At 38.8% G+C, this 25177-nt stretch carries 25 protein-coding genes and 1 other annotated feature; of the genes, 6 read left to right on the forward strand and 19 right to left on the reverse strand.

Annotated features, from left to right (window positions below; all coding sequences use genetic code 11):
• From bsdcttw_RS21120 to bsdcttw_RS21135, 4 genes are all read right to left on the reverse strand, one after another.
• Positions 1-894, reverse strand: a complete 894-nt coding sequence (locus bsdcttw_RS21120; protein WP_225903724.1) for a carbohydrate ABC transporter permease — start codon at positions 892-894, stop codon at positions 1-3.
• Positions 895-907: 13 nt separating this feature from the next.
• The gene (locus bsdcttw_RS21125; RefSeq protein WP_185256762.1) at positions 908-1864 is read right to left on the reverse strand and encodes an ABC transporter permease; all 957 of its coding nucleotides are present in this window, start codon (positions 1862-1864) and stop codon (positions 908-910) included.
• A 323-nt stretch (positions 1865-2187) separates the two neighbouring features.
• Complete coding sequence (locus bsdcttw_RS21130) at positions 2188-3918, reverse strand: sensor histidine kinase (protein WP_185256763.1); 1731 nt, start codon at positions 3916-3918, stop codon at positions 2188-2190.
• Complete coding sequence (locus tag bsdcttw_RS21135; protein ID WP_185256764.1) at positions 3896-5392, reverse strand: response regulator transcription factor; 1497 nt, start codon at positions 5390-5392, stop codon at positions 3896-3898. The genes bsdcttw_RS21130 and bsdcttw_RS21135 overlap by 23 nt, the downstream gene beginning before the upstream one ends.
• 165 nt (positions 5393-5557) lie before the next feature.
• On the opposite strand from bsdcttw_RS21135, the gene bsdcttw_RS21140 reads away from it, so the two are divergent.
• Both bsdcttw_RS21140 and bsdcttw_RS21145 read left to right on the forward strand, forming a co-directional pair.
• Complete coding sequence (locus bsdcttw_RS21140; protein ID WP_185256765.1) at positions 5558-6217, forward strand: TetR/AcrR family transcriptional regulator; 660 nt, start codon at positions 5558-5560, stop codon at positions 6215-6217.
• 24 nt (positions 6218-6241) lie between these two features.
• Positions 6242-7429 (forward strand): Acg family FMN-binding oxidoreductase, encoded by a 1188-nt coding sequence (locus bsdcttw_RS21145; protein ID WP_185256766.1) that lies wholly within the window; start codon positions 6242-6244, stop codon positions 7427-7429.
• A 153-nt stretch (positions 7430-7582) separates the two neighbouring features.
• Here bsdcttw_RS21145 and rplT read toward each other — a convergent pair whose 3' ends face one another.
• The 3 genes from rplT to infC all read right to left on the reverse strand — a co-directional run bounded on the left by rplT (position 7583) and on the right by infC (position 8829).
• Complete coding sequence (gene rplT, locus bsdcttw_RS21150; protein WP_185256767.1) at positions 7583-7939, reverse strand: 50S ribosomal protein L20; 357 nt, start codon at positions 7937-7939, stop codon at positions 7583-7585.
• Between the two features lie 28 nt (positions 7940-7967).
• Complete coding sequence (gene rpmI / locus bsdcttw_RS21155) at positions 7968-8165, reverse strand: 50S ribosomal protein L35 (protein WP_185256768.1); 198 nt, start codon at positions 8163-8165, stop codon at positions 7968-7970.
• Between the two features lie 169 nt (positions 8166-8334).
• The gene (gene infC / locus bsdcttw_RS21160) at positions 8335-8829 is read right to left on the reverse strand and encodes a translation initiation factor IF-3 (RefSeq protein WP_185256769.1); all 495 of its coding nucleotides are present in this window, start codon (positions 8827-8829) and stop codon (positions 8335-8337) included.
• A 511-nt stretch (positions 8830-9340) separates the two neighbouring features.
• Between infC and bsdcttw_RS21165 the strand changes: the two genes are divergently transcribed.
• Genes bsdcttw_RS21165 through bsdcttw_RS21175 form a run of 3 tightly spaced genes read left to right on the forward strand, consistent with a single transcriptional unit; the run spans position 9341 to position 11061 of the window.
• Positions 9341-9907 (forward strand): TetR/AcrR family transcriptional regulator, encoded by a 567-nt coding sequence (locus bsdcttw_RS21165; RefSeq protein ID WP_185256770.1) that lies wholly within the window; start codon positions 9341-9343, stop codon positions 9905-9907.
• Positions 9908-9922: 15 nt separating this feature from the next.
• A complete protein-coding gene (locus tag bsdcttw_RS21170; protein ID WP_185256771.1) occupies positions 9923-10426 on the forward strand; it encodes a flavodoxin family protein in 504 nt (167 codons plus the stop codon).
• Complete coding sequence (locus bsdcttw_RS21175; RefSeq protein WP_185256772.1) at positions 10423-11061, forward strand: hypothetical protein; 639 nt, start codon at positions 10423-10425, stop codon at positions 11059-11061. Before bsdcttw_RS21170 ends, bsdcttw_RS21175 begins: the two co-directional genes overlap by 4 nt.
• Before the next feature lie 215 nt (positions 11062-11276).
• Here the strand turns inward: bsdcttw_RS21175 and bsdcttw_RS21180 are convergent, their stop codons facing one another.
• The 7 genes from bsdcttw_RS21180 to sfsA all read right to left on the reverse strand — a co-directional run bounded on the left by bsdcttw_RS21180 (position 11277) and on the right by sfsA (position 19339).
• A complete protein-coding gene (locus tag bsdcttw_RS21180; protein WP_185256773.1) occupies positions 11277-12866 on the reverse strand; it encodes a peptide chain release factor 3 in 1590 nt (529 codons plus the stop codon).
• A 137-nt stretch (positions 12867-13003) separates the two neighbouring features.
• Positions 13004-13843, reverse strand: coding sequence for a deoxyribonuclease IV (locus tag bsdcttw_RS21185; RefSeq protein WP_185256774.1), 840 nt, complete (start codon positions 13841-13843; stop codon positions 13004-13006).
• 283 nt (positions 13844-14126) lie between these two features.
• Positions 14127-16088 (reverse strand): threonine--tRNA ligase, encoded by a 1962-nt coding sequence (thrS, locus tag bsdcttw_RS21190; RefSeq protein WP_185256775.1) that lies wholly within the window; start codon positions 16086-16088, stop codon positions 14127-14129.
• 115 nt (positions 16089-16203) lie between these two features.
• Positions 16204-16405 (reverse strand) — a binding site (T-box leader).
• An 84-nt stretch (positions 16406-16489) separates the two neighbouring features.
• Positions 16490-17704 (reverse strand): glycosyltransferase family 4 protein, encoded by a 1215-nt coding sequence (locus tag bsdcttw_RS21195; RefSeq protein ID WP_185256776.1) that lies wholly within the window; start codon positions 17702-17704, stop codon positions 16490-16492.
• A 56-nt stretch (positions 17705-17760) separates the two neighbouring features.
• The gene (locus bsdcttw_RS21200) at positions 17761-18153 is read right to left on the reverse strand and encodes a bacteriohemerythrin (RefSeq protein ID WP_185256777.1); all 393 of its coding nucleotides are present in this window, start codon (positions 18151-18153) and stop codon (positions 17761-17763) included.
• Between the two features lie 42 nt (positions 18154-18195).
• Entirely contained in the window at positions 18196-18588 is a 393-nt protein-coding gene (locus bsdcttw_RS21205) for a bacteriohemerythrin (RefSeq protein ID WP_185256778.1), read from the reverse strand.
• A gap of 67 nt (positions 18589-18655) precedes the next feature.
• Positions 18656-19339 carry a DNA/RNA nuclease SfsA gene (gene sfsA, locus bsdcttw_RS21210; RefSeq protein ID WP_185256779.1) on the reverse strand — a complete coding sequence of 228 codons (684 nt, stop codon included), beginning with the start codon at positions 19337-19339 and terminating at the stop codon, positions 18656-18658.
• Positions 19340-19596: 257 nt separating this feature from the next.
• Between sfsA and bsdcttw_RS21215 the strand changes: the two genes are divergently transcribed.
• The gene (locus bsdcttw_RS21215) at positions 19597-19863 is read left to right on the forward strand and encodes a hypothetical protein (protein ID WP_185256780.1); all 267 of its coding nucleotides are present in this window, start codon (positions 19597-19599) and stop codon (positions 19861-19863) included.
• A 97-nt stretch (positions 19864-19960) separates the two neighbouring features.
• Here the strand turns inward: bsdcttw_RS21215 and bsdcttw_RS21220 are convergent, their stop codons facing one another.
• The 5 genes from bsdcttw_RS21220 to pfkA all read right to left on the reverse strand — a co-directional run bounded on the left by bsdcttw_RS21220 (position 19961) and on the right by pfkA (position 25145).
• Entirely contained in the window at positions 19961-20836 is an 876-nt protein-coding gene (locus bsdcttw_RS21220) for a hypothetical protein (RefSeq protein ID WP_185256781.1), read from the reverse strand.
• Between the two features lie 2 nt (positions 20837-20838).
• Positions 20839-21354, reverse strand: coding sequence for a sigma-70 family RNA polymerase sigma factor (locus tag bsdcttw_RS21225; protein WP_185256782.1), 516 nt, complete (start codon positions 21352-21354; stop codon positions 20839-20841).
• Between the two features lie 112 nt (positions 21355-21466).
• Positions 21467-22252 (reverse strand): Cof-type HAD-IIB family hydrolase, encoded by a 786-nt coding sequence (locus bsdcttw_RS21230; protein WP_185256783.1) that lies wholly within the window; start codon positions 22250-22252, stop codon positions 21467-21469.
• A gap of 42 nt (positions 22253-22294) precedes the next feature.
• On the reverse strand, positions 22295-24049 hold the full coding sequence (locus tag bsdcttw_RS21235; RefSeq protein WP_185256784.1) for an ABC transporter ATP-binding protein: 1755 nt from the start codon (positions 24047-24049) through the stop codon (positions 22295-22297).
• Between the two features lie 121 nt (positions 24050-24170).
• Positions 24171-25145 carry a 6-phosphofructokinase gene (gene pfkA / locus bsdcttw_RS21240; protein ID WP_185256785.1) on the reverse strand — a complete coding sequence of 325 codons (975 nt, stop codon included), beginning with the start codon at positions 25143-25145 and terminating at the stop codon, positions 24171-24173.
• Positions 25146-25177 lie beyond the last annotated feature (32 nt).

Raw genomic sequence — 25177 nt, forward strand, 5'->3', positions numbered from 1 at the left:
TCAGCTTTTTACCGCTCCTAACATAATACCTTTTACAAAATACTTTTGAATAAAGGGATATACCATGATAATTGGTATGGTCGCAACCATGGTAGCCGCCATTCGGATACTGTCAGGAGTTACGCTCTGACCGGCTCTGTTGGCAGCCTGATTAGCTGCAGTCGTCTGATACTGGTTTAGAATCTCTACCAGGACAGACTGCATTACCTTTAAACTTTGTGAATTCGTATATAGATAGGCATCAAACCAGGAGTTCCAGTGCATAATTGCCACAAACAGAGCAATTGTCATAATAATGGGCTTGCATAAGGGCAGGATAATCTTTGTAAAGATTATCAAATCGTTGGCTCCGTCAATCTTAGAGGACTCGAACAGCTCCTGGGGCATTCCCTCGATATAATTTCTTACCAGTATCATATTGTAAACACTGATAAGGTTTGGAAATATAAATACGATAAAGTGGTCCAGCATATTTAAGTTCTTAAGCACCATATAGTAAGGCACCAGACCCCCGCCAAAATACATGGTGAATATAAACAGGAGTGTTATAGGCTTTTTACATAATAATTCCTGCCTGGATAATACATAAGCTAACGCTGTTGTTGCAAGCACTGCCAGGGGAGTACCTAATCCGGTTCTTAAAACGGTAACCAGAATGGAATGCAGAAAAGTTGACCTGGTTAAGATATCTTCATAACTTGCTATGCTTAATTTTCTTGGAAGAAAATAGATTCCTCCCCGAATAGCATCGGTAGCATCGTTGATGGATATTATGAAAATATTCCAAAAAGGATATACACACATAATTACAACAAGTGCAAGAAAGATGAAGGCTATAATATCAAATATTCTGTCGGAAGGTGCATATTGCTTTTTAATTTTAATATCTCTCACGTCTAATCCCTCCTTAGAATAATGCGTTGTTATCATTAAAGCGCTTTGATATCCTATTAGCGCCCATTACCAATATAAAGGATACTACTGATTTAAACAGACCAACTGCCGTACCATAGGAATACATGCCATTTTTCAACCCGTAACGGTATGCATAAGTATCCAGAACATCGGAATAATTCAAAATAGAATCATTTCCCATTAAGAGCTGTTGTTCAAAGCCTGTATTTAAGATTCCTCCAATTGCCAGAATCAGCATAATAATAATAGTTGGTTTTAGGGAAGGCAGGGTAATATTAAATATCTTCTGCACCCTTGTAGCTCCGTCCACATCCGCTGCTTCATACATATCCTGACCGATTCCCGATATAGCTGCCAGATATATAATGGCATTATAACCAAGTACTTTCCAGCCATTCGCTACCGCGATAATCCACCAGAAATAGGGGCCATGCTGGAAGAAAAGAATTTCCTTGTTTGTTAGACCAAGTCCCAGCAATATCTTATTGATAACACCATCAGAAGAAAGAAAGGTTATAAAAATATTTGCTGCAATTACCCAGGATATAAAATAGGGAAGATAGGAAGAGGTCTGTATAAATTTCTTAACTCTGGCACTCTTTATCTCATTTAGGCAAACTGCTAAAAAGATTGGAAAAGGGAAGGAAAATAGAAGAGTTAAAAAGCTGGTCGCCAGTGTATTTCTCATGATGGTAAGAAAATCTGTCTGAAAGAAAAACTTAAACCAGTTCATCCCGACGAACTTGGATTGTGCAAGGTCGGCAAAATACCCTTTCCCCTTTGGTGTATAATTCACAAATGCCATGTAAAGTCCGCTCATGGGAGCATAACATATCAGTATAACCCAAACCAATGCCGGCAGAAGCAATAAAAACAGATATCTTTGTTCCCACATTCTTTTTCTTACACTTTTTACAGGCTTTACAGTAACTGTAACTGTTTTTTTCATAATTGGCTCCCATCCGTGTGTTCGTTAACACCTCTAAAAGTGTGTTTCTTCTTTCTGAATGTATTCTAACTGATTTTATACCTCGGAACAATCGAAGGATTTTATGAATCCTGTTGATTTTTAAAGTTCTTTTCAGTAATAAGTTGATAGAACTTCAATATTTAACAATTCATATCATTATTTAACGATTGATACCCTCTATCTCTAATGTGCAACAACATATATTACATATAAACACACTTTCAAAAGAAAAGATCAAAAGAAGCAGTCTGTTTAACTGCTTCCTTTGATCCTCTGACATATATCCCTGTTAGTACCGCTCCTTAAGAAAATACCTGAGGTATTTCTACTCTGACACAAGTTCCCTCCCCATGGTTACTGCTTATACTGACCCCATACTGCTCTCCATAATTCAGCTTTACACGGATGTCCACATTTTTAAGTCCATAGCCTTCTTCTGAATTCTTTAGTTCCTTGCGCAACCGTTCTAATTTATCTGCTCCAATTCCAAGCCCGTCATCCTTTACTTCATATACAACCCGGTCCTGACTCACAGAAACCGTTACCCATATATGAAGCACTTGTTCTTCATCCTTTCTGCCATGATGAATGGCATTTTCCACTAAAGGCTGCAATAGAAGCTTAATGGTTCGAAAGGCCAGTGCCCTTCTGTCAACCTCGTAATTGATTTCAACGGTATCCTCAAATCGGAGCATTTGGATTTTCATATAATTTTGCAGCAGCTCTACTTCCTCCTGAACCGAAACTACCTGTTTGCCCTTATTCAAAGAAATCCGGTAAAAATTCGCCAGGTACCTGACACTTATAACCGTCTTCTTTCCTCCCTCCTGCATTGCCACAGAAGAAATAACAGACAAAGCATTATAAAGAAAATGAGGATTGATCTGTTCCTGTAAGAGATTCATCTCACTGGACTTGATTTTTAATTTCTTTTCGTAGTTTTCAGCAATGAGTAATTGTATCTCACTATTCAAAGTATTAATAGCCGAGGCTATAATCCCCATTTCATCCTTGCCCATGTCGTTTAAAAGATAGTCAAATTCACCATCTCCCAGTTTCTTGGCTGCATAAACTACTTTATTTACCCTGCCGGATATCCATTTACTATAAAGATAAATTGCCAAAAACATCACAAGAGAGCTAAGAAAGAAAATAAAGATAATATCCTGTGCAACTTTCCTTGTAGCTTCCACTAAGGATTCCTGATTAACCATCATCAATATTTTGGTTCCGTAGAGACTGTCATGGGCAGTACATACCTTGGTAACCCCATTAACGTTTATAGAACTGCCATCTCCGTTTACAGGTATATCTTTCCAGTCCGCCGTTATTGTCTCCATCCCGTTTCCAATAGACTCCTTGTCAGAAGAGGCCATCACCTGTCCCTGACTATTGACCCAGTAAACTTCTTGATTGTTATTCGTTATTTTCATCTGTTCATTAAAAAAATTTACGTCCACCTTTAAAAGAAGCGTATTTCTTACTTCACTGTAATGGTAGTAATTTAAAAGCCGTTCCAGCCCTATATATTTTTTCTTCCCTTTGGAGATAACACCGGCTACCTGAGGATTTTCATTGGAAGATATGGCTCTTTTAAGCCAATCTTGATCAAGAGCCTCTTCTCGGTAAAAGTAATAGTTATCACTAGGCAATGTATCATTATTACTATAAATACAGATACCTGCTATATTAGATTCGACCAGCATAATGCTGCTCAACAGATTATCAATATAACTGAACATCTCCCAATAATCCGATTCGGTATAATCCTTTACCAGATAACCATTAAACATCTGGTTTGTATAGAGTATATCCATTACTGTTCCATAGGCCTCCAGGGAAGAATCCAGATTCTGACCAATCTGCACCAAGGACTGACGCATATTGCGGTAGCTCTCTTCCAAGAGAATGCCTTTTGTTTTCTGACTGTTATATCCCGTTACAATTATCATAGGTAAAATAGCGAAGATAACATACCCAATTATTAGTTTATATATGAATTTTATATTTTTAAACCATCTTCCGATATTCATTTGGTGTTACTCCATATTTCTTGGAAAAGACAGTGCCAAAATAAGATTCATTTTCATATCCTACCATTCGGCCGACTTCTTTTACCCGTAATGTTTTGTCCTTTAGAAGTTCACAGGCTTTTATTAGTCTGTAATCTGTTACATATTCCAGTATTGTCTGCCCCATACTTTCCTTAAATAGGCTTCGAAGATAATTCGGTGAAAGATGAACTGCTTCTGCCATTTCCTCTACACTGCATACTCCAAAATAATGCTGCTCCAGATAATCCTTAATACGAGCTATTATATGATAATTGGGGTCCTCTTGCTGCCTTGCATAGAATGCAATGATATAACCGCAATAAGATAACAGTGCCTTTAAAATATCCTCCCAATACCTGCCCTTTAGGATTCCCTGCTCCCAGTCTTCTTCCCTTTCTGCCATCCAGGCACTTAAAGCCGGATCTCCTGCTACTAAATTGCTTTTAAGTTCATAATAGAAACCATAGGCTTCTCTGATACATCCTTCTATTTTCTGTTTTGTAAAATCTTGAAGTAACTCCTGCAGCTTACCTTCCGCAAAACTTTTCTCACCGCTCTTTAGTGCCCGGTAAACTTCTCCCTTATTTAGTTGACTTTTTGCAGTATCAAATACCTGGGAATAAGGGCTGTTACCTACATTTATATTGGCATCCAGGATTTCTCCCTTTGCTTTAAAGAATATTTTTTCCTTTAACTCTATCAGCTGCTCTGTGCACTCCCTAAGTTGGTTTAAAGATATCTTCTCCTTAAAACAAGCTATGCTGTAGTTTCCTTGCAATAACGACCGTATTCTCTTAGCTCCATCCCAAAAATATAGATGATTTTGTAAAATCACCACCAGAACATCTCCTATCAAAAAGGAATGATAGATTTCCTTCAGATTCTCACCAGTCTTTTGAATCAGCTCTTCTTCTAATACGCCATATACTGCCAGTATTCCATAAGTCACTTCATTTAAGGAATGCTCAAAATAATGTCTGGAGCTTCTCTGCGCCTCTTCTTCCTTAATATCACCTCTGCACAGCTGCTCTAAAAATTGCTTTGCTGCCACACCTACGGATACCTCTGCTGTCTGCTCACTGTCTATCTGTTTTTCTATCTTTAGCAGCAGTTTTTCCACTTCCTCCGTCATAAACGGCTTTAAGATATAATCTGTTGCCTGTACCCGAAATGCTTCTTTTATATATTCAAAGTCATCATAACCCGTAAGAAATATGATTTTTGTTTTATACCCTTCCTCGCGTACTCTTTTCGCCAGTTCAATTCCGGTCATTATGGGCATCTGAATATCGGTTATCATAATATCCGGTTCGTTCTGAACAATATATTCAAGAGCACTGCGGCCATTGCGTGCCGTATAGACCTTATCTACCAATACCCTGTCCCAATTGATATAATCCCTTAGGGTATCCAGCTCTATTTTCTCATCCTCCACCAACAATACACTATACATAGCATTACCTCCTCTGGAAAATACCATATGGCTCTATTATAACAAAGTAATTTTTAAAAGAACAGTGGTTGATAAATTAACTTGACAAGAATAACTTTTCGATTTACCATAAAGTAAACTGTCAGTTTACTTAAATTCATCTATGTGCAAAGGAGTAAAAGCCCAATGGGAAATGCCGAGAGAAAGGCAAGAGAAAAAGAAATTCGTAAAGAAGACATTATATCCTCCGCAGAAAGAGTCTTCTTTACAAAAGGTTATCAATCTTCTACTATGGACGATGTGGCAAAGGAAGCGCAATTCAGCAAAAGAACGCTCTATATATACTTTAGCAGCAAGGAACAGATATACTTTGAGATCATGGCAAGAGGCTACCGTCTCTTTCTTCGGCTGCTGGAGCAGGACGATAACGGTATTGATTTAAAAGACCCGGCAAAAAGCTTAAAAGAATTATTCTATAAATTTTCGACCTTTCGCAAACAGTATCCGCATCATTTTCAGGCTATCATGGAGTATCAGAACAGGGAAATTGATTTTACGGCATCCCTTACTTCAAGTTCGATTGAAGAATGTTACCGATTGGGAGAGGAGGTACTTCAATACCTAATAAAGATCATTAAAGCCGGTATATCCGATGGCACCTTCCTTCCTGGACTGAACGCTGAAAGAACTGCATTGATACTCTGGTCCTGCACCCTTGGATTATTTAATACAGCTGACAAAAAAGAATACTATCTAAAGAATTATTATCATCTGACAGGCGATGAACTGCTTCAGGAATCTTACACGATTTTGTTACATTCCATCTTAGATCCGAAGCATTCATAATTCGATAACAGAAAAGAGGCGTCTATGAAAAAAGGAAAAAAGAAATTATTAATATTAATACTGTCTCCATTCATATTGTTTACCGCTATCTTAATTGCTCTGTTTGCAATCAGCGGTGTCTTCCTGCCCTCCGATTATCTAGCTCCCTGGAGCAAGACTTATCAAGACCGCTTTGAAGATCCAAGGTTAAAACTGGCAGCCTGCGGTCTCTTAGCGGCCAACGGTCATAATATGCAGCCCTGGAAAATCAAGCTGGATGATAAGAATTCTTCCGTGTTCTACCTATATGCAGACAGCTCCCGTGTCACGAAAGAGGTGGACCCTTTTGCAAGACAAATGATGATAAGCCAGGGAACCTTTCTTGAATATGTGAAGGTTGCCGGAGATGAACTAGGTACTCCCGTAACGATTGATTTATTTCCCATGGGCACTTATAAGGAAGACAATTTATACGAAAGTATGGATATCTATCCGGTAGCTAAGATTACATTAGAACAAGGAACACCTGTAGATACGAAGTTATACAATATGATTTTTCTTCCTGATACCAATAGAGGGGAATATAAAGAGCGCATTCCCTCTACAGAAGAAAGAAGGTCTTTATCCTATCTGGAAGAGTTTGATGGATTAACTGCATCTATACTTTATTCAGATTCCGATAAGAAAGCTATTGGTGATATGGCACTCCATGCTGCCAAAATAGAGGCTGACACCAGTCGGGTGATGAAAGAAACCGAAGTAATCTTTCGCCCCAATGAGTACCAGAAAAATAAATACCGCTATGGATTTTCTGTAGAAGGTCAGGGAACCTCAGGACTTATGGTACATATTCTGCAGGGTATTGTAACTTTATTTCCTTCCATGAACAGCGGAAAAGCCGGGCGGGATAATTTTATAACATCAACCCAAAAATCCATTGAACATACCTCTTCCTACCTGCTGCTTGTTTCGAAAGACAATAGCCGCACCAGCCAGGTACAAAGTGGTATGGCCTATAGTTACTGTATTCTGAAAGCTCATAATATGGGAATGGTAATGCAGCCTTTAAGCCAGGCGTTAGAGGAATATGATGAAATGGCTACGGTATACAACGACATAAACGCCCAGTATGGTAATGGAGGTACCCTCCAGATGCTTATGAGATTAGGATTCCCTGAAAAGTCAGCCCCTAAAAGTATGCGGGAGGATGTCACCAGTCTTTTGATGAAATAAATGAAGCAATGAGAAAACCCAGAAAATGCAATTAAAAAAGCAGCAATCGTATTCTTAAATACTACTGCTGCTTTTGCATTATTTCTTATGCTATTATTTTGTTTTGCATCAAATGCATAAACTATTGAAAATAATATTTTCTATATGTTTATCTTAAGCGATCTTAGACTTTGCAAGCTCTGTTAAAGCTGTGAAGCCGGTAGGATCGTTAATAGCCATGTCAGATAACATCTTTCTGTTAATCTCTACACCGGCAACCTTTAAGCCATGCATTAATTTACTGTAAGAAAGTCCATTCATTCTTGCAGCTGCGTTAATTCTTGCGATCCATAACTGTCTGAACTGTCTCTTCTTTTGCTTTCTTCCGGCAAAAGATGATGTTAATGCTCTCATTACGGATTGCTTTGCTACTCTATACTGTTTTGATCTGGCTCCTCTGTAACCTTTTGCCAGTTTTAATACTCTCTTATGTTTCTTTTTAGCATTTAAGCCGCCTTTAATTCTAGCCATGTTCTATTTCCCTCCTTCGCACCTAATCTTAAAGATAAGGCATAATCTTCTTCATATTTTTAACTTTCGTTGCATCTGTCAAAGTTGCTTTTCTAAGATTTCTCTTTCTCTTAGTGCTCTTTTTTGTTAAGATGTGGCTCTTGTATGCCTTCATTCTCTTTAACTTTCCTGTACCTGTCTTTTTAAAGCGCTTTGCTGCGGATCTGTTGGTTTTAATCTTAGGCATGATATTTCCTCCTTCATTATGGTTCAATAAGGTCACCAAATGGTTGTCCTATTGTTTTATTTTATTTTATGACACCTGCAAAATCCATCATGCTCTTATTTAAGAGTAAAGAAGTCGGGTAACTTTAGTTACCCTGTCTTCTTCAATCACTGCAATTTCCCAAGTGTAATTAACGTTTTTCAGTAAGGAACATAATCATATTCCTGCCTTCTAACTTTGCCGGCTTTTCAACGACTGCAATATCTTCAAGCTTCGAGAAGAAACTATCTAAAATCTGTTTGCTGGAAGTCATATGTGCCATCTCTCTGCCGCGGAAACGAAGAGCAACCTTTACTTTATCCCCTTTTGTCAGGAACTTTCTTGCTTGACCCGCTTTGGTATTTAAGTCGTTGTCATCAATGTTGGGTGATAAACGGATTTCCTTAACTTCGGTAACTTTCTGCTTTTTCTTCGCTTCTTTTTCTTTTCTTGCCAGCTCATACTTATATTTACCGTAGTCGATAATCTTACATACAGGCGGCTTTGCGGTGGGAGCGATCTTTACTAAATCCAGATTGGCATCCTTGGCTAACTTCATGGCATCTTTGGAAGACATAATTCCTAACTGCTCGCCTTCTTCTCCGATTAAACGGATTTCTTTGTCTCTAATCTGCTCGTTAATCATTAATTCACTAATAGTACTGCACCTCCATAGGTTAGTTGATTTTTTAGGTTTGCGTGTGGTCAGTTTCGCCGGACACACGGGCATATAAAAAGTGGATAGCAAAGACTATCCACCAAACTATTCGTCATATGAAGCCGGGACTCAGCGAGTCTTTGTAGGCTGTCACTTTCTGCAACTCATTGCATTTACGAAGTATAAACCCAAGTCACGAACCGGTGCTAAGGTGAGAGTGGATACTCTGCTTTGTTGTTATCGTCGAATTACCGTAAAGATAATTCACAAGCTTTATTATATTAACATAGTTTCTACACTTTGTCAATTATTTATTTGCAATTTCATAAATTGAACGTTCTTCTAAACACTTTCCTATGTCATAGTATCATAATCAAACAGAAATGTAAATTCCTATCTTCCGATACATTTTATATTATTTAAATTTCAAACTTGACACTGTAAAGATTATCTGATAGAATCTTTACAGTGTCAAGTTCAATGAAAGGAGCTAAAAGAATTGACCGATAAACCCTATCATCATGGAAATCTACGTACGGAACTGATTGAAGCCGGTATTGATATTTTAAATACAGAGGGACTAAAAGGATTTTCTCTGCGCAAGGTAGCAGCTAAGTGCGGTGTCAGTCATACCGCACCTTACAGCCATTTTAGAGATATCGATGCTCTTATAATGGCTATGAGTGAGCATGTAACCAATCAGTTTGTAGAGTCTCTAAGCCTTTTTGAAACCGGAAAAGCGAACGAGGAGGATGCCGTTCTCATCATAGGCAAGGCATATATCAATTTCTTTAAAGAGCATCCCCCGTATTTTCAATTTCTCTTCTACCATTCAGGAATCAATATTAATCTGGATAAGGAGGATTCGCAAGACTATCCGCCCTTTGCTATATTCCAAAAGACTGCTTTTGATATGTTTGAAAAAAAGGGTTATAAAAGGGAGTCCTTTCCTGAAAGACTGGCTTCCCTCTGGTCAGTTGTACACGGCATCGTTGCTTTACTGACCAATCCTAATATCAAGTATTCCGGAGACTGGCAGAAGGTCTTCCAAAATATTATCAAATAGAAAAGGAGAATTTTTATGAGATTGCTGGTTCATGATTTAACACCGCAGGAATTTGAAGCTCTCGGGCTGGAGCTAAGTCCGGAAACAACCGTCATTTCTGATGACGGTACCATTAAGCCTTGCATCGGCTGCTTCGGCTGTTGGGTTAAAACTCCCGGGGTATGTGTACTAAATGATAAATATCAGAACATGGGACAATTACTCTCAAAGTGTAGTGAATATATTATTATCAGTAAATGCTGCTATGGCAGCTACAGTCCCTTTGTAAAGAATATATTTGACCGTAGCATATCCTATTTTCTTCCGTATTTTAATAATATAGATGGTGAAACCCATCATAAGAAAAGGTATGATAACCGATTTTCCCTATCCGTACTTTTTTATGGAAATGATGTAACCGAGGCCGAGAAAGAAACTGCAAAAGATTTAGTAGCAGCTAACAGTACAAATTATAGCCGCATTAAATATAATGTTTCATTCTACGATAATACGCTTTCACTAAAGGAGGGCTTACAATGAAGATTGCAATGATTGATGGAAGTCCCAAATATACTATAAGTAATTCCTCAAGGCTTCTTGGAAAACTGGAACCGATGATTCGCGATAATAATGAAATAGTGCATTATCACCTTGCCACTAAGCCCTTTACAGAGGAGCAGTATCTGGAACTTTGCGGAATGGATGTCCTTGTTTTTTCTTTCCCTTTGTACGTAGACAGTATTCCCTCACACCTTTTACGTATGCTCTTAAAGCTAGAGGACTTTATGAAAACTAACCGTCAGAAACCGGTTACTGTTTATGCAATTGTTAACAACGGCTTTTATGAAGGAAAACAAAACCATATTGCTATTCGGATTCTTGAAAATTGGTGCTTAAAATGCGGAATTACCTTCGGTCAGGGAATCGGAACAGGTGCCGGTGAAATGCTGGATTTTATCAGTAATATTCCCCTGGGTCATGGTCCTCTAAAGAACCTTGGCACAGCATTTCAAGGACTTACAGATTCTATGAAGACACTCACTTCCGGTAAACCAGTCTATTTAAGTCCCAACTTCCCAAGGTTTGCATGGAGGTTCAGTGCAATCAACTTCGTTTGGAATGCAAACGCCAGAAAAAACGGCTTAAAGAAAAAGGATATCTTAAAGCAATTATAGAAATGAATGAATTAAGATACCAGCTAATGGATGAGAAAATCATTTTATCCCAACTTTTGACAAAGAGCCCAGAAAATAAGAAACCCTGTATCAGTCGGCTGAATCTGCTGTCTGATACAGGGTATTCTTATAGTTATCTATTCTAATCCTGCAAATAATTCTAATATATTGAGATAGATGTTATTTGTCCTTCATGATTGTTCTTCCTGCTATTCTTATTCTCTGCCGAATTCAGAGAGCCTCAGCTCTTTGTTACGGTCAAGCACAGTCTGAATACTCCAGTTGTGTACAAAAAGAAGCAGCGGATTTCCTTTTAAATCCTTAACCTTCTTGGTATCGGAGGTTACATTTAATTTACTGGCATCCAATCCCTTGTTCTCAATCCAGCGGATATACTCGTAAGCCAGGGGTTCCAGACGAATCTCAACTCCATACTCGGATTCCAAGCGGAATTTTAATACATCAAACTGAAGTACACCAACAACTCCCACAATGATTTCTTCCATTCCGGTATTATACTCCTGGAAGATCTGAATAGCTCCTTCCTGAGCGATCTGGGTAACACCTTTTAGGAACTGCTTTCTCTTCATGGTATCCACCTGTCTAACCTTTGCAAAATGCTCCGGGGAGAAGGTAGGAATTCCTTCATATTGGAACTTCTTATCTGATAGGCAAAGGGTGTCACCAATAGAGAAGATACCCGGGTCGAATACACCGATAATATCCCCTGCATAGGCTTCTTCAATTATCTTTCTCTCCTGGGCCATTAACTGCTGAGGCTGGGATAATCTAATCTTCTTGCCACCCTGTACATGATTTACTTCCATACCGGCTTCAAACTTGCCGGAGCAGATTCTCATAAAGGCAATTCTGTCTCTATGGGCTTTATTCATATTAGCCTGAATCTTAAATACAAAAGCTGAAAAATCATTTTCTACAGGGTCAATATTTCCTTCCGTTGATTTTCTGGAAAGAGGGGTAGTGGTCATATTCAAGAAATGTTCCAAAAATGTCTGCACACCAAAGTTCGTCAAGGCTGAACCAAAGAAAACAGGTGTTAATCTTCCCTGCCTTACTTCCTCTATATTAAATTCGCTTCCGGCACCTTCTAAAAGTTCAATTTCATCATTTAAAATATTGTGGTTTTCTTTTCCGATAAGGGAATCGAGACTTTCATCTCCTAAATTCACTTCTATGGTATCTACTTCCTTTTGTCCGCTGTTTGCAGCAAAAAAACGCAGGATATGCTTGGTCTCTCTGTCATAAACACCTTTAAAGTTCTTACCGGAACCGATAGGCCAGTTAACGGGACAAGTCTTAATTCCAAGCACGGTTTCGATATCATCCAGCAACTCAAAGGTATCCTTGGCTTCACGGTCCATCTTATTAATGAAAGTAAAGATAGGAATTCCTCTCATAACACATACTTTAAATAGCTTCTTTGTCTGATTCTCAACACCCTTTGAAGCATCAATTACCATGACCGCGGAATCTGCTGCCATCAGGGTACGATAAGTATCCTCCGAGAAGTCCTGATGTCCCGGAGTATCCAATATATTAATACAATAATCTCCATAGTTAAACTGCATAACCGATGAGGTTACAGAGATACCACGCTGCTTCTCTATTTCCATCCAATCGGATACTGCATGTCGGTCTGTTTTCTTTCCCTTCACAGACCCGGCAAGATTAATAGCTCCTCCGTATAACAGAAGTTTTTCTGTCAGAGTGGTTTTACCCGCATCGGGGTGGGATATTATAGCAAAGGTTCGTCTTTTATTTATTTCCTTGGTGTAGTCTTCCAAAATATTTCCTCCAGCATTCCAGCACATATCTATGCGAAAATTGATTTCCAATTTTTATACTATCTCAAAACTATTTAATCATATAATACATTTCGATTCCTTGTCAAGGTGATTATTCAGATGAAACATGATAAAGGCTATTCCTGCCACTTATAAGCTCTTTTCAGGAAATCAATTTCTTCCCGATGTCCGTCTAGGTCCTTAGGGGTTTCTAATATAAATACCAGCTCCTTTAACGCAGGGTGGTTTATAATTCCTTTTGTTGCCTCAGCTCCCATATTTCCCATACCAATGCCCGCATGTCTGTCTTTATGAAGTCCCAGTCCATCCAGACTGTCATTAAGATGGAAGGCTTTTAATCTCTGCAGACCTATTACCTTATCAAATTCCTCCAGGGTTTTATCAAGTTTTCCAACCACATCATAACCGGCATTCCATAAATGACAGGCATCCATACAGACTCCAAGTTTATCTTTTAAGCGTACTTTCTTAATTACCGCCTGTATCTCTTCAAAACGCCGCCCCATCTCAGTCCCTTTTCCGGCCATGGTTTCAAGCAGTACCGTGGTATGCATCTCCTCAAATAACACTTGATTTAACATCTCTGCAATCTGGTCAACCGCTACCCCTTCTTCCTGGTTTGAACGGCTTCCGGGGTGGAAATTGTAGAAACTGCCAGGGAAATACTCCATTCTTAAAAGGTCTTCTGCAAACATTCTAGCTGCTAACGCTCTAAGATTACTGTCCGGAGAGCAGGCATTTAAGGTATAGGGTGCATGTGCCATAATTTCCGCAAAATGATTTTCTCTCATCAGCTCCTTGAATTTAGACATATCATTGTAGTCTGCTGCCTTTGCTTTAGAACCTCTTGGATTACGTGCGAAAAACTGCAGGGTATTTGCTCCTATGTAAAGGGCATCTTTTCCCATTCTTTCATAACCTTTTGCTACTGATAAATGTGCTCCTATTTTTAACATTCTCTTATCTGCCTTCTATTAAATTTTTATTCCTGTTTTCTGAGCTTTTTATTGGTTTAATTTGTCTCATCCACTAAAGTATCTGCATTTTTATTAAGCTCTAGACATTTTGATTTATAACCGGCACAATACGATTTTCACCAATTATATCAGAAGAAGCTTCACATCCCCTCTTTTTACAACCAGTAAAGATTAGAAACAATCTTTACCTGTTGTTAAAGTGGAATATGAAGCTTCCTTTTCTGCTATATTGGAAGCATATCAGGCAATGATAGTTTTACCTTTACGCCTGCTGCTCTGCTACTTCAATCTTTCTGATTTCTTTGGTTCTGATTTCTTTGCAGATATCATTTACAAAAGTATCCAGTTTCTTCTGTCCTTCATCTCCAAGGTAACGGCTTCTTACGGATACAAGACCTTCTTCTTCTTCCTTCTGACCGACAACTAACAGATAAGGAACGCGGTCAAGTCTGGCCTCACGAATCTTATAACCGATTTTTTCTGCACGTTCATCCACACTGCTGCGTACTCCGTTCTCTTTTAACTCTGCTTCTACTTTTTTAGCATAGTCATGATATTTCTCAGAGATCGGAAGCACTCTTACCTGTTCGGAGCACAACCAGGTAGGGAATTGTCCTGCATACTTTTCAATCAGCCAGGCAAGGGTTCTCTCATAGCATCCCAAGCTGGTTCTGTGAATAATATACGGGCGTTTCTTCTCACCGTTCTGATCAATATAGTACATATCAAACTGCTCTGCGATGATGGCATCCCATTGTATGGTGATCATGGTATCTTCTTTACCATATACATTCTTTGCCTGAATATCAACCTTAGGGCCATAGAAGGCAGCTTCACCTTCTGCTTCGGTAAAAGGAATCTCTAACTCCGTTAATACCTTGCGGATTCTGCCCTGAGTCTCTTCCCATATTGCTTCCGTTCCAATATATTTCTCTTTATTATTGGGATCCCATTTGGAGAGACGGTAAGTTACATCTTCCTCTAAACCAAGCGTCTTTAAGCAATATCTGGCAAGATCAAGACAGCCTTTGAATTCTTCATCCATCTGGTCCGGTCTTACTATTAAATGCCCTTCGGAAATAGTAAACTGGCGGACACGAGTAAGTCCGTGCATTTCACCGGAATCCTCATTACGGAATAACGTAGAAGTTTCACCATAACGCAGAGGAAGGTCACGATAAGATCTCTGTGCAGATTTATATACATAGTATTGGAAAGGGCAGGTCATAGGACGAAGCGCATATACTTCTTTATCTTTTTCTTCATCGCCTAATACAAACATGCCTTCTTTATAGTGATCCCAGTGTCCGGATATCTTGTATAAATCACTCTTTGCCATAAAAGGAGTCTTTGTTCTTACATAACCCCTCTTCTCTTCTTCGTCCTCAATCCATCTTTGCAGTGTCTGCATTATCTTTACACCATTTGGCATGATAAGAGGAAGTCCCTGTCCGATTACGTCAACTGTGGTGAAAAGTTCCATCTCACGGCCAAGCTTATTATGATCACGTCTCTTAACATCTTCCAGATGCTCCAGATACGCATCTAAATCAGCATTCTTAGAATAAGCAGTTCCGTATACACGGGTTAACATCTTGTTTTTCTCTGAACCTCTCCAATAAGCTCCTGAGGAAGAAATCAACTTAATTGCTTTAATCCCCTTGGTGCTCATTAAATGAGGTCCGGCACAAAGGTCCGTAAATTCTCCCTGGCTATAAAAGGAAAGTTCTTCACCTTCCGGCAAATCGTTTATTAATTCAACCTTATAGGGCTCTCCCTTTTCTTCCATGAAACGTATTGCTTCTTCTCTTGGAAGTGTAAAGCGTTTAATCTCTGCACCTTCCTTGATTATTTTCTTCATTTCCTTCTCCAGTGCATCAAGTGCTGCTCTGTCAAAAGGCTCTACATCAAAGTCATAATAAAATCCGGTATCAATGGACGGTCCAATTGCAAGTTTCGCATTGGGATAAAGACGCTTTACTGCTTCTGCCAGTACATGGGAAGTAGTATGTCTGTAGGCTGCCTTGCCGCCTTCATCCTCAAAGGTCAGGATACTTAAGTGGCTGTCTTTGTCTACTACTGTTCTAAGGTCTACTACCTTGCCGTCAAGCTCTGCGGCACAGGCTACTCTTGCCAGACCTTCGCTAATATCCTTTGCAATGTCTATGATTGCCATCTGGCCTTCGTAATCTTTTACTGAACCATCTTTTAATGTAATCTTCATATTAACCCTCCCTGTGATGCGCTTTAGCGCATACTTATTTGAAAAAGTGAACAACGGAATGTTGTGTATAAAAGCATCAAAAAAGCTCATCACTTTCGACTGCTTTATACAGTACGAAAGGGACGAGCATATATCTCGCGGTTCCACCCTCATTGGATTAAAAAATTCCCACTTCATTTGATTGATAACGGTATCGGCCGGGCTGGATTGGAGCCACTCCGAGGTAGTCTTCAAATGTTTCCTGGTAGGATATTCTCAGCATATCATATCCTTCTCTGTATCATTTCACATTTTACTCGTCTCTTCACTGTTTTTTCTAAATAATTTCTTTTTGATAAACCTCATTATAGCATTCCAGACTATTTTGTCAAGTGGAATTTTTAGGCGCTCAGAGGTTAAAATTAAAACAGATAATTGATTTTTTTGTTCTCTGGCGAATCCGTCTGCTCGGAATGAATCTTGCAATCCAATACTTCCATATACACGGCTTCCACACTCTTTCCGAAGGCTTCCGTAGAGAATTTTTGCATAAGCTTTCTGGCATTCTCCCCATAAGGTGTATCCGTGTCAGTAAAGAGCACTTTATCCAGTCCGCTTATGACTTCTTCTTCCCTGTTGAACTTATAACCATTCACACCGGTTATTAAGATGTCATTTAAACAATCATCTTCTTTTGCTACCACAGGAAGCCCTGCTGCCATAGCTTCAATATATGTCAACCCCTGTGTTTCACTATTAGAAGCACTTACAAACACATCTCCTAATTGATAATAAAGCCCTATCTGATCCCAAGGTTTCGAGCCTGCAAAAATTATCTTATCCTCTAATTTCAGTACTTTCGATCTGTTCCTTAGTTCTTCCATCTCCGGACCGCTTCCTACTATCAAAAACTTTACATTTTTTCTTTCTTTCATGTATGTGCTCATGGCATTCATGATTTCTACAATGTTCTTCTCTCTGGAAACCCTGCCTAAATAAAGAATAACTTTTTCGTCTTTCTTAATACCATACTCTTCTTTAATGCGGTTAATATCCTCTTTGCTGTAAAGGGCAGGATCAAATTTCTTCAAATCCACGCCGGTGGGTATAACCGTAATGTCCCGGTGTACGGAGTACTTCTGAAGCAGTTCCTTCACCTTTTCCGTTGGTACAATAACATGTGCCACTGTATTGCAGCATACTTTTGTAAAGATTCTTACAAATGCTTTCGCTCTGCCATCAAGAGGCTTTATATGAGTCAGATAATGGGTATAATCTTCATATATCGTATGATATGTGTGGATCATCGGAATTCTAAGTTCCTTTGCCATAATACGCCCGAATATCCCTAACGAAAACTCTGTATGGGTATGAATGATATCCAGATTCAGTTTCTTAATCGTTCCGGCCAATTTCGGCTGATAGAACATTCCGATACGCCTTTCAGTTATCAGAATAAAAGGAAGGCTTGGTACACGAAAAACATTGTACTCATATTCCGGAGCTCCGGGCGTCGTAGTTGTAAATACATAGACCGTGTGTCCTAACGCTTCCAGTTCTTTTTTTAATATATATACTGAGTTGGCAACCCCATTGATTTCAGGGTAATAAGTTTCTGTAAATAATCCAATGTTCACACGTGCCACTCTCCTTTTTACTAAGTTCCCTCTAAAGGGGTGAACTACTTGAACCCTTACAAGGTTCCGATCAATTTATCTTTCTCCACTATGTGATGAACCAGCCAGTCATTCAGGAAATCCAGAATGTCTAACAGTACTTTTGTTTGATTATGATCTATGCTTTCAAAGTCAATACCGTTGATTTTTTCAATAAATTCGTCATGAGCAGCTTTTTGAGAAAGATATCTTTTATAACCGATGCTTAACATGTAAGCTTCTTCGTCTGCAAAATGCTGCTTGGTATATTCTTTTAGCTTAAGAATAATCGCTACAATATCATCAAATTTATCCGGTACAAAATCATTTTTTACTAGTTCGTAAGCATCATTTGCAATGCGGAATAACTCTGCATGTTCATTATCTATTGTATCTACTCCAATATAATATTCAGGCTTCATCTCATACATATCCGTACCTCCCTAAATAAACCATACATACAGTGACAAAATCTACAGTGTTCCAATCAATTTATCTTTTTCAAGTATATGATGCACCAGCCAGTCACTTAGAAATGCCATAATATCTACTAATGTTTCTGTCTGATTATGATCCATACTGTCAAAATCTATATTATTTACTTTTTCCAGAAAATCTTCATGTTCCATCTTATGGGACAAGAATTTTTTATGTCCGATGCTTACCATATAAGCTTCTTCGTCAGAGAAATGCTGTATGGCATATTCTTTTAACTGTACAATGATTGCAACAATGTTATCAAACTTATCTGCTACGAATTCCTGTCTTAACAATTCATAAGCCTCATCAGCTATACGGAACAATTCTGTATGCTGATTATCGATTGCTTCAATGCCAATGTAATACTCCGGTTTCATCTCATACATATCATGCTCTCCTTTTCTCTTTAGTATTCTGCTTTACTAGGGCTTTCCCTTCGATGTCATTTTCAAATCAATTAAGGATTACCGGAACGGATTCTTTTAATTTCAAACTGTCAGCTGTGACCATACAATTCATAGCCATTATCTTAACGCCTTGCTTTTCAGCTTCTCTTAATGCATCTCCGAATTCTTTGTGAGTTCTGTCATTTGGCTTAAAGCACTTTACATTCTCCATCTGTATAACAAACATTATGTAAGCATCATACCCATCCTTTAAACATTTACATAGTTCATGAATATGTTTAACGCCTCTTTCCGTTGGAGCATCAGGAAAAAAAACACTTCCTTCTTCTTCCAACGTTACTCCTTTTACTTCCATATATGCTTTTCTTTCATGTGATTCCATATAAAAATCAAATCTGGAATTCCCATATACCTGCTCTGGCTTTATTCTTGCATACTCTTCAGACAGATTTCCTTCTAACAGCCACTCGTGAACTACTTTATTGGGTGCCTGGGAATCCATATTTATGAGATGTGCTCCTTTTTGTACAGCTATCAGAGAGTATCTGGTGCTACGGTTCTGATTAAGAGCTTCCTCCAGATAAACTGTAACGCCCGGAACCAAAAGTTCTTTACATCGCCCTGTATTTTTAACATGGCACTTTTGTGTAATACCATCGACAATCACAAACGCAATAAAACGATTGGGACGTGAAACAAAAATTCCTTCTTTGATATTTCTATATTTCATTGCCACCTCAATTTCCCATATATCTCAAATTACCATAATACTAATGAAATACGGTATTCCAATAATTCACACTTTGCGTTCTTTATTATAGCATTTCTGTAATTTCTCGGCAATATCTATTTTAATTAGCAAATTTTACTTTTCTTTTATACGAACATGGCTTATAATGGTGATTGAAAATGTCAGATTTCTCTCACTATGTGTATAAATTTTATAAGATTATGCATATACTGTTAAATGAAAGGAAGTATGTCAATATGAAGAAATTCGGTAAATTTTTATTCGGTACTGTCTCCATCGCTACATTGGCCTGTGGTGCTTATTATCTTTACAAAAATGTTCTAAATAAGGATTCCGCAGATGACTTCGATGATTTTGAAGATGATTTCGAGGACTTCGAACTCCAGGATGATGAACCTGCCGCTGATAAAAAAGAGACCAGAGAATATGTCTCAATCAATATTACTTCCGGGGAATCCGAAAGCACCGAACCAGAAAAAGAAGAAACTGCAACAGAAAAATAAAAAAAAAGAAAAGGAATTTAAACTTAGGTTAATTCCTTTTCTTTTTTATTTCACTTACATAATTTACTTTTATAACTTCTTATCTTTACGTTTTATCTTATTCCTTCAGGAAGTTTCCAATATCCTTCAGCAGCCCATCCCCGTTATCAATGGTATACGTAGTAAGTATACCCTCCTGTGACCGCTTATCGGTTACACTTATAAAGTTATCTTCATAAAATTCAAAGGTAATGGTCTTTCCAGCCTTATCAGTTATCACAAAACGGTAATCGACATTGCCGGTAGCTTGGGTATCAGAAATGGTTGAAGTATAATTATCGATTAATGCGTAGAGCTTTGAAACACTGTCTGTGCTCTTTTCTATTACTTTTCCGTTGTCAGAGTTTTCTGCGGTAAAGGACTTAATGTCTTCTGCATTAATAGCATAGCTTTGTGTAAGAGTTAATGCTTTCGTCCCAAGCAGGCTCTGTTCGGTATCTGCCGCGGCGGCGCTAAAGGTTATGCTTTTGCTGGTGTCATTGGCGGTATCACTACCCCCTGCATTGCTGCTTTCATCAGCTGCTGCAACCTTCGCTTCTTTTTTATCCTGTGCAGCGGAATCACTGGCAAGAGAAGACTCTGGATTCGGGACTTCCTGCATATTTAAATTCATCTTTTCATTGAGAGCAGTTCCGGTATCCCGCTTATCTAAGTTCAGATTATTCTGATATGCCCATACTGCCGTTACCAGTAAAAGTACTGCTGCTGCAGCACCTACAAATCGTCTTGCAGGATATCTTCTTCTGTGCTTTTGTGTAGCTTCTTGTAGTTCTGTTACCGTATTATCCATTTCTTTTATCTTTAGAAGTGTTCTTTGGATCAAATCTTCTGATACCGTAAGAGTATCCAGTTCAAAAGCTGCATCCAAACGTCTCTTTAATTCCATATCATCCCTGTCAGGTGAAGGATTTGTGCCAGTTATATTTTTTTCCATTGTCATATCCTCCCTTCAAGGCTAAGCTTTAACTTCTCTTTTGCTCTGGAGAGCCGGCTTTTTGCCGTCCCTTCCGCAATTCCTAAAAGCCTGGCTGTTTCCGTAACCGTCATGTCCTGAAAATACACACACAATAGTACATCCTTATATTTCTGCGGCAGCTTTGTCACTGCCTCTCTAACCATTCGATTTTCATCTTCCTGCTCTACGGCAGTATACTCATCTTTTCCTGCCAGGGTATTTTCATGTACCTCCGTGAATCCTGTTACTTTCTGATTCCAGGCACTTTTTAGATAGTCTTTGCAGGCATTGATGGTTATGCGTATAATCCAGGTCTTTATACTGCTTTCCCCCTGGAAGGTGTGAAGCTTTTGGTTTACTTTTATGAATACCTCCTGAAAAATATCTTCTGCCAGATGATCATCCTTTACATACATGTATGCGGTCCGCAAAACATCGTTACCATATTTTCTCATCAAGGCTTCGATATCGTAAACCTCTTGGTTTTCCTGGTACATTTTAAGTATCCCCCTAATATACGATGATAGAATTTCTCTGCCCAATCCAGACAGTCTTCGTATACTATCACAGATTAGACGAAATAAATCGTATTATAGTTCCCCGATTTATTTATATTAATCCAAAACTTTTTAGTCCGTGGTAAATCCCATCTTCTCTGATGGATAATGTCTTGTATTTAGCAGCCTCTAGTACTTGGGGATAACTATTTCCCATAGCAATCCCGTATTGGACATAGGATAGCATCTCCATATCGTTGGTGCTGTCTCCAAAAGCATAGGTATCTTCTTTCTTAAGCTTTAAATTCTCTAGGAGTATCTGTATTCCCGTTGATTTGTCATAACCTTTTGGTGTCATTTCAAAATTACCGTCTATATGGTGGATCATATGAAATTTATCGCCCAGTCTGCCTGCAACTAAATCTAAGCGACTGTCAGCGTTTGGAAAGCAAGTAAGTTTATTTATGATATAATTGCCGTTACTTATGGCTTTCAAACCACCCTTGGTATATCTTTTCGAAAATTCAATAATATGCTGATACTCTTCCGAGGTATCCTCAGCTTCGATATAGATATTTTCCGGTCCTTCAAGGATATATCGTATACCACATTCTTTGAGGGTTGCAATAATCTCATCTCCCTCTTTTGGCCCCATCACTTTATTGTGGATTACATTTCCCTGATACTCCACAAAAGTACCGGCTCCAGCTACGATTCCGGAGAAACCCATCTCCATCAGATAATCAGGGACCATGATTCTGGCTCTTCCTGTACAGATTACGGGAATATGACCGTTCTTAAGCAGTTCTTTTATTGCCTGTTTCGTAAGCTCTGTAACCCCTAATTCCGAATCATGGAGAGTACCGTCTATATCAAAAAATATTATCTTCTGATTCATTTTGTCTTTCTCCTTGTCATTATCTTCAACTCCTGGCTGTCATTATCCTAATATCTGCGCCGCATTCTGCGTTAATCGATAAAGTCCGGCATATACACCGTCTTGTTCTAACAACTGTGCATGAGTGCCGCGTTCTGCAATTCCTTCTTCTGTAAGAACTATAATATTACCCGCATTTCGAATAGTAGAAAGCCTGTGAGCTATTACAAAGGTGGTTCTGTTCTTTGCAAGCTTTTCTAAGGACTCCTGTACAATCTTCTCACTTTCGTTGTCCAGAGCCGAAGTTGCTTCATCAAAGATAAGCACCGGAGGGTTCTTAAGAAATACTCTGGCAATGCTGATACGCTGTTTCTGACCGCCGGACAATTTAACACCTCTCTGTCCAATATAAGTATTGTAACCATCCGGCAGTTCCATAATAAACTCATGAGCATTGGCATTTTTCGCAGCTTCAATGATTTCTTCATCCGTTGCTTCCAGGTTACCGTAACGAATATTATCCATTACATTACCGGCAAACAGATAGACCTCCTGCTGTACAATACCAATATTTTTACGCAGGGACCGAAGTTTGATATCTCTAATATCTTTTCCATCCAGCAGGATTTCTCCTTCCGCCACCTCATAGAACCTTGGAATAAGGCTGCAAAGGGTGGTCTTTCCTGCTCCGGAAGGTCCAACCAGTGCTACATACTCACCGGCATTCACCTTTAAATCAATGTTTTTAAATACCTCTGATTTTGTTTCATTATAACGGAAGGATACATTTTTAAATTCTATATCCCCTTTTACATCCTTTAGGCCAATGGCATCTTTCTTATCCACAATATCCGGCTGTATATCCATAATCTCCATGAACCTGTCAAAACCCGTAATGCCGTTCTGGAACTGCTCAGTAAAGTTAATAAGTTTTCTTACCGGTTCAATTATATTATTAATATAGAGCAGGAAAGTCAGAAGGTCGGATAGGGCAATAATATCTTTTGCAATGAAGACCGCTCCTCCCACAATTACAGCGATATTGATAAAGGTAGTGCACATTCCAAGACCGGAATGAAAAGTTGCCATCTGCCAATAACTGTCTCTTTTACTTTCAACAAACCTCCTGTTTCCGTCGTGGAACTTGTCAATTTCACGTTTTTCATTGGCAAAGGATTTTACCACACGGATACCCGACAGGTTATCTTCTATCTGTGCATTTATTTCTGAAATTCTATCCCTATTACGGCGGAAGGCCCTGTTCATCTTATGCTGCATATGGTAAGCAAAAGTGAACATTATCGGAATAAAAGCAAATACGATTAATGTAATCGGAAGATTAATTCGGATTAAAATAACAAATGCACCTACAAACTTGATGATGGAGATGACGATATCCTCCGGACCGTGATGGCACAGCTCTGTTATATCAAATAAATCGTTGGTTATTCTGGACATCAGCTGTCCCGTCTTCTGATTGTCATAAAAATTAAAGGAGAGCTTCTGATAATGCTCAAAGATATCATTTCGCATATCATACTCCATCTTGGCTCCCATCACATGCCCCTGATAAGCAATATAGAAGTTTGATACAAATTCAAGTATTGCTAATCCTATCATCACAAAGGCAAGCTTTATAACAGTTGCAAACACCTGTGAAATATCATATTTTCCCAGCAGGTCATTGGTTATGTATCTTACAATCAGAGGATAGATAAGAGATAAAGCCGCTGCCGTAAGTGCAAAAAACATATCGGAAAAAAACAGTAATTTATAAGGTTTATAGTAGGATATAAATTTTTTTGCTCTGGAACTCATTTTATTACCTTTGCCTTTCCATTTATTAAACTATTATAATCATAATAAAAGCCCGACCCATTGGCAACACCTAATTTTAGAAAGTGCTAATTGGTCGGGCTTTCATCCGCTATTTAATGTATTATTGAGATAATTTCTTAGCCATATCATACAGATACTGGTCAACATCTTTCTTCATTGCCAGTGCTTCTTCAATATCGTAATCTACAAATTTGCCGTCTCTGTAACCTACTACACGGTTGCTGGCACCTTTGCAAAGTAAGTCAACCGCTATAGAGCCCATAGCAGATGCATACATTCTGTCCATACAGGTAGGGCTTCCACCACGCTGAATATGTCCGATAATCGTTGCTCTTGTTTCAATTCCGGTAGCGGCTTCGATTCTCTTTGCCATTCCGTAGGAATCACCAATACCTTCTGCATTTACTATGATATGGTGTTTCTTTCCTAACTTCTTTCTTTGTACGATACTATCTATAATTCTCTGTTCATTGTGGTCATATCTTTCAGGAATCAGAATATCCTCTGCTCCGTTGGCAATACCGCACCATAAAGCAATGTAACCGGCATTTCTACCCATAACTTCTATGATACTGCATCTTTCGTGAGAAGTTGAGGTATCTCTGACCTTATCGATTGCCTCCATAGCTGTATTAACCGCTGTATCAAAACCGATGGTATAATCGGTGCAGGCAATATCAAGGTCAATGGTTCCGGGAAGTCCGATGGTATTAATTCCTCTGGCAGCAAGTTTTTCTGCTCCCTGAAAAGAACCGTCTCCACCAATTACTACTACTCCGTCAATGCCATGCTTTCTGCAGATAGCTGCGCCTTTATCCTGACCCTCTGAAGTCATAAATTCCTTACTTCTTGCAGTATAGAGTACAGTACCACCGCGCTGTATAATATCGGATACACTCTTAGCATCCATTTCTACGATATCTTCTTCTAATAAACCGCTGAAGCCTCTGCGTATACCTTTTACATTTAATCCGCTCGCCAGGGCCGTTCTAACAACTGCTCTGATGGCTGCGTTCATACCAGGGGCATCTCCACCGCTTGTAAGTACTCCTATTGTTTTTATTCCATTAGCCATATCGTTCACCTCCAAGAAACTTCAATCTTTTT

It is taken from the genome of Anaerocolumna chitinilytica (assembly GCF_014218355.1).
In the GTDB taxonomy this organism is placed as follows: domain Bacteria; phylum Bacillota; class Clostridia; order Lachnospirales; family Lachnospiraceae; genus Anaerocolumna; species Anaerocolumna chitinilytica.

Excerpts from the sequence above, each read along its gene's own strand:
- bsdcttw_RS21125 (WP_185256762.1), bottom strand. The coding sequence starts at position 1,864 with ATGAAAAAAACAGTTACAGTTACTGTAAAGCCTGTAAAAAGTGTAAGA.
- bsdcttw_RS21130 (WP_185256763.1), bottom strand. The coding sequence starts at position 3,918 with ATGAATATCGGAAGATGGTTTAAAAATATAAAATTCATATATAAACTA.
- bsdcttw_RS21135 (WP_185256764.1), bottom strand. The coding sequence starts at position 5,392 with ATGTATAGTGTATTGTTGGTGGAGGATGAGAAAATAGAGCTGGATACC.
- bsdcttw_RS21140 (WP_185256765.1), top strand. The coding sequence starts at position 5,558 with ATGGGAAATGCCGAGAGAAAGGCAAGAGAAAAAGAAATTCGTAAAGAA.
- bsdcttw_RS21145 (WP_185256766.1), top strand. The coding sequence starts at position 6,242 with ATGAAAAAAGGAAAAAAGAAATTATTAATATTAATACTGTCTCCATTC.
- rplT (WP_185256767.1), bottom strand. The coding sequence starts at position 7,939 with ATGGCTAGAATTAAAGGCGGCTTAAATGCTAAAAAGAAACATAAGAGA.
- rpmI (WP_185256768.1), bottom strand. The coding sequence starts at position 8,165 with ATGCCTAAGATTAAAACCAACAGATCCGCAGCAAAGCGCTTTAAAAAG.
- infC (WP_185256769.1), bottom strand. The coding sequence starts at position 8,829 with ATGATTAACGAGCAGATTAGAGACAAAGAAATCCGTTTAATCGGAGAA.
- bsdcttw_RS21170 (WP_185256771.1), top strand. The coding sequence starts at position 9,923 with ATGAGATTGCTGGTTCATGATTTAACACCGCAGGAATTTGAAGCTCTC.
- bsdcttw_RS21175 (WP_185256772.1), top strand. The coding sequence starts at position 10,423 with ATGAAGATTGCAATGATTGATGGAAGTCCCAAATATACTATAAGTAAT.
- bsdcttw_RS21185 (WP_185256774.1), bottom strand. The coding sequence starts at position 13,843 with ATGTTAAAAATAGGAGCACATTTATCAGTAGCAAAAGGTTATGAAAGA.
- thrS (WP_185256775.1), bottom strand. The coding sequence starts at position 16,088 with ATGAAGATTACATTAAAAGATGGTTCAGTAAAAGATTACGAAGGCCAG.
- bsdcttw_RS21200 (WP_185256777.1), bottom strand. The coding sequence starts at position 18,153 with ATGTATGAGATGAAGCCTGAATATTATATTGGAGTAGATACAATAGAT.
- bsdcttw_RS21205 (WP_185256778.1), bottom strand. The coding sequence starts at position 18,588 with ATGTATGAGATGAAACCGGAGTATTACATTGGCATTGAAGCAATCGAT.
- sfsA (WP_185256779.1), bottom strand. The coding sequence starts at position 19,339 with ATGAAATATAGAAATATCAAAGAAGGAATTTTTGTTTCACGTCCCAAT.
- bsdcttw_RS21215 (WP_185256780.1), top strand. The coding sequence starts at position 19,597 with ATGAAGAAATTCGGTAAATTTTTATTCGGTACTGTCTCCATCGCTACA.
- bsdcttw_RS21220 (WP_185256781.1), bottom strand. The coding sequence starts at position 20,836 with ATGGAAAAAAATATAACTGGCACAAATCCTTCACCTGACAGGGATGAT.
- bsdcttw_RS21225 (WP_185256782.1), bottom strand. The coding sequence starts at position 21,354 with ATGTACCAGGAAAACCAAGAGGTTTACGATATCGAAGCCTTGATGAGA.
- bsdcttw_RS21230 (WP_185256783.1), bottom strand. The coding sequence starts at position 22,252 with ATGAATCAGAAGATAATATTTTTTGATATAGACGGTACTCTCCATGAT.
- bsdcttw_RS21235 (WP_185256784.1), bottom strand. The coding sequence starts at position 24,049 with ATGAGTTCCAGAGCAAAAAAATTTATATCCTACTATAAACCTTATAAA.
- pfkA (WP_185256785.1), bottom strand. The coding sequence starts at position 25,145 with ATGGCTAATGGAATAAAAACAATAGGAGTACTTACAAGCGGTGGAGAT.